Raw genomic sequence first — 16,633 nt, forward strand, 5'->3', positions numbered from 1 at the left:
GCCCGGGCACGGCCGCGACATCGTCCGACGGTAGGCGCCGACGACGCGGCACACCAGTCCCCGAAAGGCTCGACCGGCATACTCCGGGCTGGCACGATGGATCGCATGACGATTCTTGCCTGGCATCGCCACGGCACCGTGCCCGCGGAAGGTCCGATCGAGGCCCTCCCACTCGTCCTGCTTCCTGCCTTCCCGTTCGACGCCTCGATGTGGCACGACGTGGCGGACGAGCTCGATGATCTCCCCGTGCTCACCGTCGACGCCCCCGGCTTCGGCGCTTCCCCCGCGCTGTCCGGCGAACCGTCACTGGCGACGTACGCCCACGCGGTGGTGGCCGACCTCGCCGAGCTCGGCGTGCAGCGGGCGGTGTTCGCCGGGCTGTCGATGGGCGGCTACACGGCGCTGGCGATCGCCGCCGAGAGCCCCGCATCGGTCGCCGGACTGGGCCTGCTCGACACCAAGGCCGAGGCGGACACCGACCAGGCACGTGCCAACCGGCTGACCATGGCGGAGGCGGCAGAGGGGGAGGCCGGCAACACTGTCGCCCTCGGCCTGCTGGAGACGGCGCTGAGCCCGATCACCCTGGCCCACCGGCCCGCCGTCGTCGAAGCAGTGCGGGCCGGTCTGGAGCAGGCCCCGGCAGCCGGGATCGCCTGGGCCCAGCGGGCGATGGCCGCCCGTCCCGACCGGCGATCCGCCCTCGGGATGATCAGTGCTCCGGCCCTGGTGCTGCGCGGTGAGTACGACACGATGACCGGAGCCGAGGCAGCCCGCCACCTGGCCGGCAGCCTGGCCCATGTCGAACTCGTCGAGATCCCCGAGGCGGGGCACTTCACCCACGTGGAGGCGCCCGCGGCGGTGGCCGGTGCGCTGCACGCGCTGTACCTGCGGGCGGTCCGGGCACTCTGAGGCGTACGGCCACACGCCCGCTGCGGTCCCCGGCAGGTGTCCCATCGGACGGGGCGGATGGTGCGCCGCGACCCCGGCGGGGGTAGTGGTTGGCGCCGCCGCGACCCCAGCGGGGGTAGTGGTTGGCGCGCCGCGACCCCAGCGGGGGGTAGCAGTTGGCGCTCCGCCGTCGCCCGCCGGATCGTGCCTGAGGGCAGGGCTCAGCACCCGCAACAGTTCGTCACATCTGTGCTGCATTCGCTCGTGTGCAGCTGTTACACAGTGCCGCGTACGGGCCGGACGGAGGTGCTCTCCAACGATCCCCGCCCCGGGACACCGACGACTCTCAAGAACACCGATGGTCCTCAGGAACACCGACGTTCCACGGCCGAATACGGTCGGTGAAGGCGAAGAGGATCGGGGATCCTGCGAATCGTCGGGGAACATGCAAACGGTCGGGGATGCCGAGGAGACTCGGTCCTCAGGCACCCCTACGACCGACGTGAGGCACGTCCTGCTCATGCCGCCCACCGCATGGGTCCGCACCGTCGCGACGAGACCTCCCCGGACCGTGCGCCGGCGACGACACCTGTCGTCCCCTGTCACCGGTCACCCGTCACCTGTCACCGGTCACCGGTCACCGGTCACCGGTCACCCGTCAACAACGCCACAACCCCGGTGACAACATCCCGGATCGCCGGCCAGGGCAGACAGAGAGGCAGAGGCAAGCAGGGACAGGAAGCAGCGACGAGCAGAGACAGTGCGGTCAGCCGCCGCTGACCCCGAGCAGGGTGCCGATGCCGTAGGTGAATCCCATCCCGACAGCACCGCCGACGAGCAACCGGACGACCGCGGGCCCCCGCCGGGCGCCGCCGAGCCGGGCGCTCACCACCCCCGTCAGTGCGAGGGCGAGGAGCACCACGCCGACGGTGACCAGGATCCGTGCCGCGGGCACCGGGGTGAGCAGGATCGCCAGGATCGGCAGCACCGCGCCGACGGTGAAGGCGATCGCCGACGCCAGCGCCGCCTGCCAAGGGTTGGTCAGCTGCTCCTCGTTGATGCCCAGCTCGATGTGCAGGTGGCTGCCCAGCGCGTCGTGGGCGGTCAGCTCGTGGGCCACCCGGGTCGCAGTCTCCTTGGACAGCCCCTGGTGGCGGTAGAGGCCGACGAGTTCGGCGAACTCCTGCTCAGGGAAGGTCTCCAGCTCGTACGTCTCCTTGGCGATCAACGCCTTCTCCGTGTCGCGCTGGGTGGACACCGAGACGTACTCCCCCAGTGCCATCGACACCGCGCCCGAGACCAGCCCGGCGATGCCGGCGACGAGGATCGCCGAGGTCGCCCCCGGGTTCACCGCGGCCACGCCGACCACCAGGCCGGCGGTCGAGACAATGCCGTCGTTGGCACCCAGCACCCCGGCCCGCAGCCAGTTCAGTTTGCCGGCCACGTCCCCGGTGTGCGGTTCGGGCGCGCCGCCCGGGTGCGCGGCCGCCGGTGATCCGGCGACGGCGTCGGATTCCTTCGCTGCTCGAGCCTCGGCCTCGGGGCCGATCCGGGCAGCCCGGTCGGCGCGCTCCGCCTCGTCCGCAGGAGCATTGTCGGCGCGCCCGGCCTCCTCGGCCCGCCCAGCGCCGTCCGCAGGCCCCGCGCCGTCCGCAGGCCCACCGTCGTCCGCAGGCCCCGTGCCGTCCGCGGGGCCCGCGTCGTCGGCGGGTCCAGTGCCTCGATCCACCATGGTGATGACCTTTCGCTCGAACGATGACGAGAGCATCTCACCGTGTCGGCGCGGCCGACGCCACCGAGGCGGCACTCACTTGCCCGGCGCGACGTACGACATCTGCCCCTCGCGACGTACGACTGCGGCCTCCGCGCCGCGCGACGTACGCGGACGTGCTGGAGGCCACACGCTGACCGCCGCTCCCCTCGAGTTGGCGCCACGAACTTCGAGAAGATCGTTTTCGGGGTCTTCATCACCCTGGCGGCGACGCTCCATTTCGGCTTCACGGTGGGCGACATCGCCGACCCCAGAGGCACAACGTCCGGGAGTTCGCGGCGGCCCTCGTAGTGAGTCTGATCGCCGCGGTGCGCAAGTTCGGCGACCGCACCAGCTCGGCGCCGTGCACCTGGCGACGAGTCTGGTCGCCGACCTGCAGCTGATCGCCTCCGCAGTGGTCTGGACGGTCTACGCGCAGGTGGTGGACGCCTCGCCGCTGGGTGCTCACCAGATGTCCACGGTGGTCTCGCTGTCCGCCGGAGCCCTCCTGGCCAACCTCGTCTCGGTCGTGCTGATGATCAGCGAGTCGGTCATGCTGCACCGCTGACCGGCCGCTCCGGAGCCGCCGATGTCGCTGTTCCACGCGGTCTACGTGATGACCTACACCGCGGCGACGGTCGGCTTCGGGGAGTTCCCACCGGCCTTCTCCGATGCCCAGCGGCTGTGGATCACGATCGTGGCAGAGGAGTTCCTCTCGGTGATCACCACCCCGCTGCTGTCGGCCTTCCTGCGGGAGCTGCCCGGGCACGACGAGGTCTGGTGCGCCGAGGTGGCGGCGGGGCTGGAGGAGACCACCCCGGACCGTACGCCGCACACCTGGCCCCTCCCGGTGGACCGCCGCCGGGCCGAGGCGATCCATCGCGAGGTCGGCGAGGGATCCGCCGCGGCGACCAGACCCTCGTCATGCCGCCGCCGCAGACCGCCGTGCGGGTCGACGACGAGATCCTCCTGGCCGGTGCCCTGTCGGCCCGCCGGCGGATCGACCTCACTGCCGCGAACGACAACGTGCTCGACCACGTCCGGACCGGCCGGGAGGGCACCGGCGGCCCACTGTGGCGGATGGCCCGCCGAGCCCGGCGGACTAGACGTACTTCTCGTACGAAGCGAGGTCGAGCACACCGTTCCCGGACAGACCGATGACGACCACCTCGCCGTCCTGCGCCGAGGTGCGCAGGTAGTCCATCGCGCCGGCGACGGCGTGGCAGGACTCCGGCGCCGGGATGATCCCCTCCGCCCGGGCGAACTCGATGCCGGCCGTGAACGCGGTGTCCTGGTCGACGGCGATCGCCGAGATCAGCCCGAGGTTGACCGCATGCGACACGATCGGCGACATGCCGTGGTAGCGCAGCCCGCCGGCGTGGATGGCCGGCGGCACGAATTCCCGCCCGAGGGTGTACATCTTCAGCAGCGGCGTCATCCCGGCCACGTCACCGAAGTCGTAGCGGTACTCGCCCTGGGTGAGGCTCGGGCAGGCGGCCGGCTCGCAAGCGACGACCTTCGTGGTGGAGCCCTCGCGGAGGTTCTGCCCGATGAACGGGAAGGACAGTCCGGCCAGGTTGGAACCGCCGCCGGCGCAGCCGAAGACGATGTCGGCCTGCTGCTCGCCGGCCTCGCCGAGCTGGACCAGAGCCTCCTGGCCGATCACCGTCTGGTGCAGCATCACATGGTTGAGCACCGAGCCCAGCGCGTAGTGGGCGTTCGGGTCCTCGACGGCCGACTCGACCGCCTCGGAGATCGCCATGCCGAGCGAACCGGTGGTGTCGGGGAACTTCTCCAGCAGTTCGCGCCCGGCCTTGGTGAGGTCGGACGGCGAGGAGTGGCAGACCCCGCCGTACGTCTCCATCTGCATCCGCCGGTACGGCTTCGAGTCGTACGACGCCCGCACCTGCCAGACCTCGCACTCCAGGCCGAGCAGCGCGCAAGCCATCGACAGCGACGCGCCCCACTGGCCGGCGCCGGTCTCGGTGGTCAGCCGGGTGATGCCCTCGGCGGCGTTGAAGTAGGCCTGGGCCACCGCGGAGTTCGGCTTGTGCGAACCGGCCGGAGAGACGCCCTCGTACTTGTAGTAGACGTGGGCCCCGGTGCCGAGGGCGCGCTCGAGGCGATGCGCCCGGACCAGCGGCGAGGGCCGCCACCCGGCGTAGATCTCCCGGACCGTCTGCGGGATCTCGATCCACCGCTCGGTGGAGACCTCCTGCGCGATCAGGCTCTGCGGGAACAGCGGCGCGAGGTCCTCCGGCGTCAGCGGCTGCCGCGTCCCGGGGTGCAGGTGCGGCGGCACCGGCTCCGGCAGGTCGGCCATCAGGTTGTACCAGTGCGTCGGGACGGTCGACGGTACGGCGAAACCGATGGGGTCCAGGGGACGACCCAGCGGCTCCAGGGGACGCGGAGTGACAGTCTCGGTCACGGGGAGATTCCTTCCTCGGGTGCGGCCGCGACGTCGCGGCCTGCCGCCAGCCTAGCCCCGGTCCTTACCAGTGCGGCGCCTCCACCACCTCCGGCGTCACTGTCCCGTCCTCACCACGCCCGCATCCATCACTCCCCGCAGTCACCAACCCGCAGTCACCACACCAGCGGACGTCCGTTGCCGGGCAGCCCCCACTCGGCGGCCGGCACGGTCCGCACCGCCGCCAGACCGAGCCAGTCGGCGAGCAGGTCCAGCTCACCGCGCAGCGCGGAACGTACGACCCCAGGATCGGCACCGTCCTCCAGCCAGGCGGCCCGGACGACCAGCTCGCCGGACTGCCGGTCGGCCTTCAGGTCCACCCGGGCGACCAGCCGCTCGCCCAGCAGGAACGGGTAGACGTAGTAGCCGTAGCGCCGGCGCGGCCCCGGGACGTAGATCTCCAGGCCGTAGTCGAAGTCGAACAACCCGCGCAGCCGACGGCGTTCGAAGACCAGCGAGTCGAACGGGCTGAGCAAGGCCACCGCGTCGATCCGGCGCGGCCGCCGGGCGGCGTGCCACAGCCAGGCCTGCCGGGTCCAGCCGGGCACGGCGACCGGGGTGAGCTCTCCGGTCTGCTCCAGCGCGGCGATCGCCGTCGCGGTCTCGCCCCGGTCGAGCCGGAAGTAGTCGGCCAGACAGCCCAGGGTGCCGATGCCGAGGGCGGCGGCCGCGCGGCGGACCAGCGTCAGCACCGCCTCGGGTTCGTCGAGGGTCGGCGCGTCGGCGACGGCGGCGGGCAGCACCCGGTGCGGCAGGTCGAACACTCGCTCGAACTGCGACGTACGCCGTGCCACCGAGGCACGCCCCGACCAGAGCAGCCACTCGGTCGCAGTCTTCACCTCCGACCAGTTCCAGCCCCACGAGGCCGCCCGCTCGGCCGACACCGGCAGGTCGTCGACCAGCCGCTCCTCGATGTCGCGGGCGGTGCCGGGGTGCCGCCCCACCTCGGCCAGCACGGCGGCGACCAGCTCGGGGTGGTCGCGGATGATCCGACGGATGCTCCCCCAGGCCTCCGACTCCGCCCGGGCCATCCGGAACCGCAGCGCCGGCTCCAGGCCGACATCGACCAGGCTCGCGGCGTGGCCCCAGTACTCGAAGAGGCGACGCGGGGACCGGCCGGCCGCTCGGTCCACCAGCCTGGTGTCGTACGGCCCGAGGCGGGAGAACAGCGGAAGATAGTGCGCCCGCTGTACCACGTTGACCGAGTCGATCTGGAACTGTGCGACCCGGTCGACGGTGCGCTGCAGATGGCGCATCGTCACCCGGCCGGGCAGCGGCCGGGGCTCGGCGAAGCCCTGGGCGGCGAGAGCGATCCGCCGGGCGGCGTCGAGACCGAGCGTCCGCGCGGCGGATCGATCGGACGTCCGCGCAGCCGCTCGGCCAGAATTGGCCGAAGGCCCCCGGTCGGACGACCGGGGGCCTTCGGAAGCTGGTGACCTGATGGTCAGTGAATGACGGAGATGTTGGCCGCCTGCATGCCCTTCGGGCCTTCGACGGTCTCGAACTCGACCCGATCGCCCTCGTTGAGCGAACGGTAGCCGGTGGAGTTGATGGCGGAGAAGTGAGCGAAAACGTCGGGGGAGCCGTCCTCGGGTGCGATGAAGCCGAAGCCCTTCTCAGCGTTGAACCACTTGACGGTACCGGTGTTCATGTAAATCTGTGTCCTTCATAGGGAGGTTGTACGTGGGCGCGACGTAATCGTAGTGCCCTAGGGGTGATGCTGGTGACACGCCTTCCCAGAAAGACCGATCACACCGCAACAACTGTGACTCACAATACAACCAAGCATCGACGACACCTAATCCCCCTCCCACCGACCGTCGCTCTCCGCCCCGCTGCGTGCCACAGTGGTGCCATGACAGCGTTCCGTGGCTTCGCCCCGGTGGCCCTCGAGTTCTACCGGGGACTGGAGGCGGACAACTCCCGCACGTACTGGCAGGCCCATCGCGACACGTACGAACAGGACGTACGGGGGCCGATGGAGGCGCTCCTCGGCGAACTCACCGACGACTTCGGCGACGCCAAGGTCTTCCGGCCGAACCGGGACGTACGGTTCAGCAACGACAAGTCGCCGTACAAGACCCACCTCGGGGCGTACGTCCCGACGGCCCCGGCCACCGGCTGGTATCTGGAACTCTCCGCACTCGGGATGCTCACCGGCGCCGGTTTCTACCACGCCTCGTCCGACGGTCTCGCCGCGCTCCGCGACCGGATCGACGAGGAGGGCGAGGAGCTGGCCGCGATCGTCACCACCCTGCAGGAGGACGACTGGCGGCTCGGCGGGGAGACCCTGAAGACGGCGCCGAAGGGCTGGCCGGCCGACCACCCGCAGATCGCACTGTTGCGGCACAAGAGCCTGTCGGTGTCCCGGCGGATCGAGGACGAGGTGGTGTACTCCGCCGGGCTGGTCGAGCGGGTCCGCGGCGACTGGGACGAGCTGCGGCCGCTGGTCGAGTGGGTCTCCCCGGTGCTGGAGGGGACCGGCGAGCCCGGCCGCCGCTGAGCCGCCACCTCAGAGCCGGGTGACGGTGGCGCCGGCGGGACGCCCGTCGGCGTACGGGATGACCGCATGGAACGGTCGCGGATCGTCGTCGAAGAGCAGCGGCAGGAAGTAACGGTCGCCCTCCCACATGTCGAGGCCCATCAGGTCCTCCAGCGGGATCCAGGCGAGATCACCCTCGACGTTGCGCTGCGGCGGCTCGCCCTCGAAGGCGGTGACCAGGAAGACCATCCCGAAGACATGACCGTCCGGCCCGGAGAAGCCGGGCCAGTTCAGCGTCCCGCGCAGCGTCATCGCCGTCGGGACGATCCCGGCCTCCTCCGCCAGCTCACGGATGATCCCCGCGGCCGCGTCCTCGCCCTGCTCGAGCTTGCCCCCCAGGCCGTTCCACTTGCCGTACTGCTCGTCGGCATCCCGGGCGATCCGGTGGCACATCAGCACCCGGCCGTCGCGGACGACATAGGCCAGGGTGGTCAGGACGGGGGCGTACGGCACCTGTCGAGCGTACGACACGGGCCGGCGCGGTCCGCGCCGCCGACCCGCTCCGACCCTGACTCCGGAGCGTGTAGTAAATCCTCGTAGGATGGCGCCTGTCCGACCGGGGCCAGAGACGAGGAGACGACGTGGACCAGCCGCAACGCCTGATCGGAGTGGGCGTGGGCCCGGGTGATCCCGAGCTCGTCACGGTCAAGGCGGTCCGCCTGCTGGCCGAGGCCGACGTCGTGCTGGTGCCGCGGACCGAGCGCGCCGCCGAGACCGAGGCGGACGACCGCGCGGCGGGGACCGAGGCGGCCGACCGTGCGGCCGGGACCGGCGGCCGGGCCGACCGGATCGTCGCCACCGCCTGTCCGGCCGCCGCCGACCGGATCGTCGCGGTGCCGTTCAGCATGCGCGAACGCAGCGGTGTCGGCCCGGCCCGCCGGGCCGCCTGGGCCGCGTCGACCGACGCCGCCGTCCGGGCTTTCCGGGACGGGGCACGGACGGTCTGCTTCGCCACCGTCGGTGACCCCAGCGTGTACTCGACGTTCAGCTACCTGGCCGCCGAGGTGGCCCGTGAGGTGCCCGACGTACGGATCGAGGTCGTCCCGGGGATCACCGCGATGCAGGCGCTGGCCGGGGTGTCCCGGACGCCGCTGGTCGAGGGCCGGGAGGTGCTGGCCCTGGTGCCGGTGACCGGCGGGGTCGAGGTGCTGTCGGAGGCGCTGCGGACCGCCGACACCGTGGTGGCCTACAAGGCCGGCCGCCGCCTGCCGGAGGTGCTCGACGCGATCGCCGCCGTCCGCCCGGAGCACGACGTCCTGGTCGGCACCGACGTCGGCCTGCCCGACCAGCAGCTGGTCGACGGCCGGGACCCCGCCGCGCGGGCCGCGGCACCGTACTTCAGCACCGTGCTGGTCACCCCGCCGCGTCCGACGACCGGAGGACGACTGTGACCGGCGAGACGAGAGGCAGTGACAGCGTGGACCAGGAACGTGACGTGGAGCAGGACGACACGGAACGCGGAAGCGGCGACCGCACGGGCCTGGTGGTGTTCGTCGGCGCCGGCCCCGGCGCGGCGGACCTGATCACCGTCCGCGGGGCGGCGGTCGTCGCCCGGGCCGACATCGTGATCTGGGCCTCCAGCCTGGTGCATCCCGACATCGTCGCCGGCGCCCGTCCCGACGCCGAGCTGATCGACTCCGCCGCCGTCCCGCTGGAGGCGCTGCGACCGGTCCTCGAACGCGCCCGCGACGAGGGACTGCTGGTGGCCCGGGTGCACACCGGCGATCCGTCGATCTACGGGGCGATGGGCGAGCAGCGGGTGCTCTGCGACAACGTCGGCATCGCGTACGAGACCGTGCCGGGCGTCTCCGCGTTCTCCGCCGCGGCCGCCCGCGCCGACGTCGAGATCACCGTCCCCGAGGTGTCCCAGTCGCTGATCCTCACCCGGCTGGAGGGCGGCCGGACGCCGATGCCGGACCGGGAGACCGTACGCTCCTTCGCCGAGCACGGCACCACGATGGCGCTCTACCTGTCCGCGGCGCGCAACAAGGTGCTCCAGGAGGAGTTGCTCGCCGGCGGCTACCCCGCCGACACGCCGTGCATCGTCGGCTACCGGGTGACCTGGCCCGACGAGATGGTGCTGCGCTGCGAGCTGGCCGAGCTGTCCGCGACGATGCGCGAGCACAAGCTGTGGAAGCACACCGTCGTGCTGGTCGGCCCCGCGCTGGCCGAGGGCCCGAGCGGCACCCGCAGCCACCTCTACCACCCCGGGTTCCGGCATGCCTACCGCGCCGCGGACCCGACCGCCGCAGCAGCCCTGAAGGAGACCCACGCATGACTCGGGATGTCGCCGTCGCACGCATCGGCCAGGTCACCAACAGCCCGGCCACCCGTCAGCACGCGGACCGGATCGAGCGGGTGCTCGGCCGCGACACCGTACGCTTCGACGGCCCGGCCTCGGACGGGCTGCCGGCCGCCTGGCAGTCCTGCGACCTGATCATCAGCCACCTGGCGCTGGGCGCGACGACCCGGATCATCGCCCCGTTGCTGGCCTCCAAGACCCAGGACCCGGGCGTCGTCGTGGTCGACGAGGCGGGCCGCTTCGCGGTGCCGCTGGTCGGCGGCCACTCGGGCGCCGCCAATGCGCTGGCCCGGCTGCTGGCCGACGGCCTGGGCGCGACGCCGGTGCTCACCACTGCCACCGACGCGCTCGGCCTGCCCGCCCTGGACACCCTGGGCTGGCCCTGGTCCGGCGACCTCGCCCGGACGACCCGGGCGATCCTCGACGGCCGGCCGGTCCGGCTGGACCGGACCTCCGCCTGGCCGCTGCCGCCGCTGCCGGACAACGTCGCCGAGGACTGCGCGGCGCCCGAGGCCCAGATCGTCGTCACCGACCTCGCGACCGGCCCGGTCGCCGGGCCCGACCTGCCCCGCGTCGTCGTGCACCCGCGCTCCCTGGTGGCCGGGATGGGCTGCAACCGCGGCACCTCCGAGGCACAGCTGGCCACCCTGCTGACCGAGACCCTGGACGGGGCCGGGCTGTCCCGGGACAGCCTGGCCGCGCTGGTCAGCGCCGGCGTCAAGGCCGACGAGCCCGGGTTGGTCGCGCTCGCCGCGACCCTCGGCGTCCCGTTGGTGACGTACGCCGCCGAGCGGCTGGCCGACCAGCCGGTGCCCCACCCCAGCCCGGTCGTCGACGGCCACGTCGGCACCCCGAGCGTCGCCGAGGCCGCCGTGCTCGCGCACGGCGCCGACCTGGTGGTCGACAAGCGCCGCACCCCGGACGCCACCTGCGCCATCGGCCGGATCGCCCCGCGCGGACGACTCAGCGTCGTCGGGCTGGGACCCGGCGCCCGCGACCTGGTCACGCCACGCGCTCGGCAGGCGATCACCTCGGCCGCGGTGCTGGTCGGCTACGCACCGTACGTGGAGCAGGTCCGCGACCTGCTCAGCCCCGGCACCGAGGTGTACTCCTCCGGGATGGGCACCGAGGAGGCCCGCACCGCGTACGCCATCGCCCGGGCCCGGGAGGGCCGTCAGGTGACCCTGGTCTGCTCCGGCGACCCCGCCCTCTATGCGATGGCCAGCCCGGTGCTGGAGCAGGGCACCGACGGGATCGACGTGGACATCGTGCCCGGGGTGACCGCCAGCCTCGCCGTCTCGGCGATCCTCGGCGCCCCGCTGGGCCACGACCACGTCACGCTCTCGCTGTCCGACCTGCACACCGACTGGCCGACCATCGAACGTCGGCTGCGGGCCGCCGCCGAGGGCGACTTCGTCGTGGTGCTCTACAACCCGCGCAGCCGCACCCGGACGACCCAGCTGCCCCGGGCACTGGAGATCCTCGGCGCCCACCGCCCGCACGACACCCCGGTCGCCGCGGTGCACGAGGCCTGCCGACCCGACCAGCGGACCTACCTGGCTACGCTGGACACGTTCGACCCGACCCGGGTGGACATGAACTCGCTGGTCGTCGTCGGCTCGTCGACCACCCGCTACACCACCAGCGGCGCCGGTCGCCGGGTGATGGTGACGCCTCGCGACTACACCTGGATGCCCGCATGACCGAGGAACGTACGATCGCCGACCGCGTCCGGAGGACCGCCCGGGCCGCCCATCCGCCGCTGGTCATCGCCGCCCACGGCACCCGTGACCCCGAGGGCGCCGCTGCCGCCCGGGAACTCGCCGCACTGGTCCGCACTGCCCTGCCGGAGGTGACGGTCGACCTGGGCTTCGTCGAACTCACCGACCCCGGCATCGCCGAGGCGGTCGCCACCGCTGCCGCCGGGGCCGAGCGCGGCGCGGTGGTCGTGGTGCCGCTGATGCTCGGCAAGGGCGGCCACGTCCGGCGCGACATCCCCGAGGCGATCGAGGCCGGCCGCGCCCGGGTGCCCGGCAGCACCGTGGCGTACGCCCCCCATCTCGGCCCCGACCCCGCGTTGCGGGCGATCACCCTGGAGCGGATCCGGGCGGTCCTCGGGGACTGGTCGGAGGCGTCCACCACGGTCGTCCTGGTCGGCCGCGGCTGCAGCATCGCCGAGACGAACGCCGACCACGTCGCGCTGACCCGGCTGGTGCAGGAGGAGGGTGGCTTCGCGCAGGTGCTGCCGGCGTTCCTCCAGGTGACCGGTCCGGACCTGCCACACGCCCTCGACCAGGCCGCCCGACTGGGTGCCGAGCGGATCGTGGTGGCGCCCAATGTGCTCTTCCCCGGGGCGATGCGCAGCTGGACCCGCGACCAGGCGGCGGCCTGGTCCGAGCAGCACCCGGACGGACCGACGGTGCGGGTCGCCGAGGTGATCGGGCCGTGCGCCGAACTGGCCGCGGTGGTGGTCGACCGCTACCGGGCGGGCGCCCGCCGGCTGGGTGACCGCGGCGCCACCCCGGTCTACCTCAGCGGTCTGGTGCTGCGCGGGCGCGACGTCCTCGTCGTCGGCGGCGGACGGGTCGCCGAGCGCCGGATCGTCGCGCTGCTCGATGCCGGCGCCCGGGTGCGCGTGGTGTCGCCGACCCTCACCCCCGTCCTCGCGGCGCTGGAGGTGTCCGGCCGGATCAACTGGTCGGCCCGCGCGTACGCCGACGGCGACGTCGCCGAGGCCTGGTACATCCTGGCCCTCACCGACGATCCGGCGGTGAACACCCGGGTCGCGGCCGAGGCCGAGACGCGCCACATCTTCTGCGTACGCGGCGACCATGCGGCGGGCGGCAGCGCCTGGACCCCGGCGACCGGCCGCGGCGCAGGCATGCTGCTCGGGGTGATCGGCCGCCGGGACCCGTCCCGCACCGCCGCGGTCCGCGACGCGCTGGTGACGGCGGTCCGGGCCTTCGACGACCAGGACTGACGCGGGCCGCAGCGGCTTCGGCCGACGTCCCTCTCGCCAGACCGTACCCGTGGTGTCCATTCCGGTCCGGTCGCCCGGGAGGGAATGACGACGACGGGTACGGTCTGGACCGCGAGCCGGTTCGGAGGGACGGAGCGGGGACAGACTTGGCACTCGGACGACCCCTTGCCCGGCATGGAAAAAGCCCTTGTCAGGACCTTTTCAGGTCTCTGACAAGGGCTTCCGTTGGCGCGCCCGGAGGGATTCGAACCCCCAACCTTCTGATCCGTAGTCAGATGCTCTATCCGTTAAGCTACGGGCGCTTCTCGTCCCAAGTGCTCCTTGCGACGAATAAGAACAATAGACCCTCGTCACCGAGATGCCAAATCGATCGGCGAACCTGATACCAGTTCCATACTGGTAAACACCACCGGCGACACAGAATGGCACAGGGTCCTGTGAATCAACCCGCGCCAGTACGTCGATCGACGCTTCTTGTGATCTGTTTCACGGGTTTCTCTTCCCGTCAAGCCTTGTAATACCAGTTGGGTCAGTGGCCTAGAATCGGCGCAACATCCGGGCATCCTTGCTAGTCCTAGCCGGTTCATCGATCTCAACGAGGAGCACACTGTGTCCGTCGACACCACCCAGGCACCCACGACCCACAAGGCCCTTCTGGAGTGGGTCTCCGAGGTCGCGGCCCTGACCGAACCCGACTCGATCTACTGGTGCGACGGTTCTCAGGAGGAGTATGACCGCCTCGGTGCTGAGCTCGTGGCGGCCGGGACCGCGATCAAGCTGGACGGCGACAAGAAGAAGAACTCGTACTACTTCGCCTCCGATCCTGACGACGTGGCCCGCGTCGAGGACCGTACGTTCATCTGCTCGGAGCACGAGATCGATGCCGGTCCGACCAACAACTGGCGCTCCCCCGCCGAGATGAAGGCCACCCTCACCGAGCTCTACCGCGGCGCGATGCACGGACGGACGATGTATGTCATCCCGTTCTGCATGGGCCCGATCGACGCCGAGGACCCCAAGTTCGGCGTGGAGATCTCCGACTCGGCGTACGTCGCCATGTCGATGCGGATCATGACCCGGATGGGCACCGCCCCGCTCGAGGCGATGACTGCCGGCGGCGACAAGGAGTTCGTACCCTGCCTGCACTCGGTGGGCTTCCCGCTGGACGAGGGCGTCGAGGACGTAGCCTGGCCGTGCAGCGACACCAAGTACATCGTGCACTTCCCCGAGGAGCGCGCGATCTGGTCGTACGGGTCGGGCTACGGCGGCAACGCGCTGCTCGGCAAGAAGTGCTACTCGCTGCGGATCGCCTCGGTGATGGCCCGCGACGAGGGCTGGATGGCCGAGCACATGCTGATCCTCAAGCTCACCTCGCCGGAGGGCAAGACCTACCACATCGCCGGCGCCTTCCCGTCCGCCTGCGGCAAGACCAACCTCGCGATGATCGAGCCGACGCTGGCCGGCTGGACCGCCGAGACGCTGGGTGACGACATCAACTGGATGCGCTTCGACGACGAGGGCTACCTGCGCGGCGTCAACCCGGAGAACGGCTTCTTCGGCGTCGCCCCCGGCACCGGCTACTCCACCAACCCGAACGCCATGCGCACCATCGAGGCGGGCAACTCGATCTTCACCAACGTCGCCCGTACGCTCGACGGCGACATCTGGTGGGAGGGGATGACCGACGACAAGCCGGCCGAGTTGATCGACTGGAAGGACCAGCCGTGGACCCCGGAGGCGGGCACCAAGGCCGCCCACCCGAACAGCCGGTTCACCACGCCGATCGACCAGTGCCCGATCCTCTCCGACGAGTGGAACGACCCGCAGGGCGTTCGGATCGACGCGATCCTCTTCGGCGGCCGCCGCGCCACCACCGTCCCGCTGGTCACCGAGAGCCTGAACTGGGCGCACGGCGTCTTCATGGGCGCGACCTGCTCCTCCGAGACCACGGCCGCCGCCAAGGGCGCGGTCGGCGTCGTCCGTCGCGACCCGATGGCCATGCTGCCGTTCATCGGCTACAACGCCGGTGACTACATCCAGCACTGGCTGGACATGGAAACGCTGCACGAGACCGCGCACCTGCCGAAGATCTTCTACGTCAACTGGTTCCGCAAGTCCGACGACGGTGCGTTCCTGTGGCCCGGCTTCGGCGACAACAGCCGCGTCCTCGCCTGGATCGTCCGCCGGCTCGAGGGCACTGCGGACGCTGTCGAGACCCCGATCGGCTTCGTGCCGACGCCGGACGCGATCGATCGGACCGGCATCGAGGACGAGGTCGACGACGCCACCCTGGCCGAGGTCCTCAGGGTCGATGCCGAGGACTGGAAGCGGGAGATCCCGCTGATCGAGGAGTGGTTCACCAAGCTCGGCAACCGTCTGCCCCAGCAGCTGTGGGGCCGGCTGGACGAGCTGAAGGCCACCCTGGACGCCTGAGCACCCCGGATCCTCTGCACCCCGGATCCTGAGCATCCCGACGTCGCACTCAGGATCTCAGGTCCGTGTCGCCCGTTCCCCACTGTGGGGACGGGCGACACGCCTGTTCCGGGGAAACCGAGTGTTCCCGGGGGCACCCCCGTCCGCGGGAAACCCCAGGTCACCGCCTGTTCCCGGGGGCACCGACGGTCGCCCGGGTCACCTGTCCCGGAATCGATCGATGCCGACCTGGCCGCTCCGGCCGACAATGGGAGCGAGAGCGATCGGTCGTCGGCGTACGCCACCGCTGACCGCTCCGACCCACGACCCGAGGAGCGCGATCCGCCATGACCAGCCCCGTCCTGTTCTTCGTCGACGACCTCGCCGAGGGCACCCTCGCCCCCGGGCAGTCGTTCCACCGGGCGGATCCGGACGCCCCTCAGCTCCGGGTGACCGATCTGGCGGTGACCCGCGGTGACGGCATCTTCGAGACCGCCGGGGTGCTGCACGGCCACGTCCAGGCGCTCGACCCGCACCTGCGCCGCTTCGCCAGGTCCGCGCGGCTCCTCGATCTGCTGGCGCCCCGGCTGGACGTCTGGCGCGCCGCGATCCTGGCCGCTGTCGCCGCGTACGGCTCCGAGGGGCGGGCGTACGCGAAGTTCGTGATGACCCGTGGCGTCGAGGGCACCGACCTGCCGACCGGTTGGGTGTACGTCGCCGAACGCGAGGACGTCACCGCCGCCCAACGGGACGGGATCCGGGTGGTCACCCTCGACCGCGGCTACCGCCATGACGTCGCCCAGACCTCGCCGTGGCTGCTGCAGGGCGCCAAGACCCTGTCCTATGCGGTGAACAAGGCGGCGCTGCGGGAGGCGGCCCGCCGCGGCGCGGACGACGTCCTGTTCACCAGCAGCGACGGTTATGCGCTGGAGGGCCCCACCTCGACGCTGCTCGCCCGCTTCGGCGACACGTACGCCACCCCCGACACCGACCTGGGGATCCTCGCCGGCACCACGCAGGCCCGGGCCTTCCGCCACCTCGAACGGGCCGGACACGTCTGCGAGTACCGCCGGATCAGCACCGCCGAGTTGCCGGCGGCCGATGCCCTGTGGCTGTTGTCGAGCACCCGGCTGGCCGTCCCGGTGCGAGCCCTGGACGGCCGGCCGGTCAGCGTCGACGCCAAGGCCACGACCCATCTGCTGGTGGCGCTGGAGTCCACCGAGGACTGACACCGGGGCCCGCCGGCCCCGGTGTCCCCTTCGGCGTCAGACGTCGGCGTCCCTGCTGTCAGG

Annotated in this window: 15 protein-coding genes and 1 tRNA gene; 9 read left to right on the forward strand and 7 right to left on the reverse strand. The window is 71.7% G+C overall.

The window, feature by feature from the left end; all coding sequences use genetic code 11:
- Window positions 1–105: 105 nt before the first annotated feature.
- Complete coding sequence (locus tag R0146_RS02410) at window positions 106–909, forward strand: alpha/beta fold hydrolase (RefSeq protein ID WP_317691268.1); 804 nt, start codon at window positions 106–108, stop codon at window positions 907–909.
- Between the two features lie 745 nt (window positions 910–1,654).
- On the opposite strand, the gene R0146_RS02415 is transcribed toward R0146_RS02410, so the two are convergent.
- Complete coding sequence (locus tag R0146_RS02415; RefSeq protein ID WP_317691269.1) at window positions 1,655–2,620, reverse strand: VIT1/CCC1 transporter family protein; 966 nt, start codon at window positions 2,618–2,620, stop codon at window positions 1,655–1,657.
- Between the two features lie 382 nt (window positions 2,621–3,002).
- On the opposite strand from R0146_RS02415, the gene R0146_RS02420 reads away from it, so the two are divergent.
- Entirely contained in the window at window positions 3,003–3,206 is a 204-nt protein-coding gene (locus R0146_RS02420; protein WP_317691270.1) for a DUF6394 family protein, read from the forward strand.
- Window positions 3,207–3,259: 53 nt separating this feature from the next.
- Here R0146_RS02420 and R0146_RS02425 read toward each other — a convergent pair whose 3' ends face one another.
- From R0146_RS02425 to R0146_RS02440, 4 genes are all read right to left on the reverse strand, one after another.
- Window positions 3,260–3,676: a hypothetical protein gene (locus tag R0146_RS02425; protein WP_317691271.1), complete on the reverse strand. Its 417-nt coding sequence runs from the start codon at window positions 3,674–3,676 to the stop codon at window positions 3,260–3,262.
- 64 nt (window positions 3,677–3,740) lie between these two features.
- Window positions 3,741–5,018 (reverse strand): TrpB-like pyridoxal phosphate-dependent enzyme, encoded by a 1,278-nt coding sequence (locus R0146_RS02430; RefSeq protein ID WP_317692320.1) that lies wholly within the window; start codon window positions 5,016–5,018, stop codon window positions 3,741–3,743.
- A gap of 203 nt (window positions 5,019–5,221) precedes the next feature.
- Complete coding sequence (locus R0146_RS02435; protein ID WP_317691272.1) at window positions 5,222–6,361, reverse strand: winged helix-turn-helix domain-containing protein; 1,140 nt, start codon at window positions 6,359–6,361, stop codon at window positions 5,222–5,224.
- A 188-nt stretch (window positions 6,362–6,549) separates the two neighbouring features.
- Window positions 6,550–6,756, reverse strand: coding sequence for a cold-shock protein (locus R0146_RS02440; RefSeq protein ID WP_317691273.1), 207 nt, complete (start codon window positions 6,754–6,756; stop codon window positions 6,550–6,552).
- A gap of 204 nt (window positions 6,757–6,960) precedes the next feature.
- Here R0146_RS02440 and R0146_RS02445 point away from each other — a divergent pair, with 204 nt between their 5' ends.
- Window positions 6,961–7,608, forward strand: coding sequence for a DUF2461 domain-containing protein (locus R0146_RS02445; RefSeq protein WP_317691274.1), 648 nt, complete (start codon window positions 6,961–6,963; stop codon window positions 7,606–7,608).
- 9 nt (window positions 7,609–7,617) lie between these two features.
- Here the strand turns inward: R0146_RS02445 and R0146_RS02450 are convergent, their stop codons facing one another.
- Entirely contained in the window at window positions 7,618–8,100 is a 483-nt protein-coding gene (locus R0146_RS02450) for an NUDIX hydrolase (RefSeq protein ID WP_317691275.1), read from the reverse strand.
- 128 nt (window positions 8,101–8,228) lie between these two features.
- Here R0146_RS02450 and cobI point away from each other — a divergent pair, with 128 nt between their 5' ends.
- From cobI to R0146_RS02470, 4 genes are read left to right on the forward strand one after another with little or no spacing between them, the layout of a single operon-like run.
- A complete protein-coding gene (gene cobI, locus R0146_RS02455; protein ID WP_317691276.1) occupies window positions 8,229–9,038 on the forward strand; it encodes a precorrin-2 C(20)-methyltransferase in 810 nt (269 codons plus the stop codon).
- A gap of 44 nt (window positions 9,039–9,082) precedes the next feature.
- Entirely contained in the window at window positions 9,083–9,925 is an 843-nt protein-coding gene (cobM, locus tag R0146_RS02460; protein ID WP_317692321.1) for a precorrin-4 C(11)-methyltransferase, read from the forward strand.
- On the forward strand, window positions 9,922–11,652 hold the full coding sequence (gene cobJ / locus R0146_RS02465) for a precorrin-3B C(17)-methyltransferase (protein ID WP_317691277.1): 1,731 nt from the start codon (window positions 9,922–9,924) through the stop codon (window positions 11,650–11,652). Before cobM ends, cobJ begins: the two co-directional genes overlap by 4 nt.
- The gene (locus R0146_RS02470; RefSeq protein ID WP_317691278.1) at window positions 11,649–12,929 is read left to right on the forward strand and encodes a siroheme synthase domain-containing protein; all 1,281 of its coding nucleotides are present in this window, start codon (window positions 11,649–11,651) and stop codon (window positions 12,927–12,929) included. The genes cobJ and R0146_RS02470 overlap by 4 nt, the downstream gene beginning before the upstream one ends.
- Window positions 12,930–13,155: 226 nt before the next feature.
- Here R0146_RS02470 and R0146_RS02475 read toward each other — a convergent pair.
- Window positions 13,156–13,231: transfer RNA gene (locus R0146_RS02475), tRNA-Arg, on the reverse strand.
- 307 nt (window positions 13,232–13,538) lie between these two features.
- On the opposite strand from R0146_RS02475, the gene R0146_RS02480 reads away from it, so the two are divergent.
- Window positions 13,539–15,362 (forward strand): phosphoenolpyruvate carboxykinase (GTP), encoded by a 1,824-nt coding sequence (locus tag R0146_RS02480; RefSeq protein WP_317691279.1) that lies wholly within the window; start codon window positions 13,539–13,541, stop codon window positions 15,360–15,362.
- A 326-nt stretch (window positions 15,363–15,688) separates the two neighbouring features.
- A complete protein-coding gene (locus R0146_RS02485) occupies window positions 15,689–16,570 on the forward strand; it encodes an aminodeoxychorismate lyase (protein ID WP_317691280.1) in 882 nt (293 codons plus the stop codon).
- Window positions 16,571–16,633: the final 63 nt, after the last annotated feature.

Origin of the sequence: Raineyella sp. LH-20 (assembly GCF_033110965.1) — a bacterium.
In the GTDB taxonomy this organism is placed as follows: Bacteria; Actinomycetota; Actinomycetes; order Propionibacteriales; family Propionibacteriaceae; genus Raineyella.

Excerpts from the sequence above, each read along its gene's own strand:
- R0146_RS02470 (WP_317691278.1), top strand. The coding sequence starts at position 11,649 with ATGACCGAGGAACGTACGATCGCCGACCGCGTCCGGAGGACCGCCCGG.
- R0146_RS02485 (WP_317691280.1), top strand. The coding sequence starts at position 15,689 with ATGACCAGCCCCGTCCTGTTCTTCGTCGACGACCTCGCCGAGGGCACC.
- cobJ (WP_317691277.1), top strand. The coding sequence starts at position 9,922 with ATGACTCGGGATGTCGCCGTCGCACGCATCGGCCAGGTCACCAACAGC.
- R0146_RS02445 (WP_317691274.1), top strand. The coding sequence starts at position 6,961 with ATGACAGCGTTCCGTGGCTTCGCCCCGGTGGCCCTCGAGTTCTACCGG.
- R0146_RS02440 (WP_317691273.1), bottom strand. The coding sequence starts at position 6,756 with ATGAACACCGGTACCGTCAAGTGGTTCAACGCTGAGAAGGGCTTCGGC.
- R0146_RS02415 (WP_317691269.1), bottom strand. The coding sequence starts at position 2,620 with ATGGTGGATCGAGGCACTGGACCCGCCGACGACGCGGGCCCCGCGGAC.
- R0146_RS02435 (WP_317691272.1), bottom strand. The coding sequence starts at position 6,361 with ATGCGCCATCTGCAGCGCACCGTCGACCGGGTCGCACAGTTCCAGATC.
- R0146_RS02410 (WP_317691268.1), top strand. The coding sequence starts at position 106 with ATGACGATTCTTGCCTGGCATCGCCACGGCACCGTGCCCGCGGAAGGT.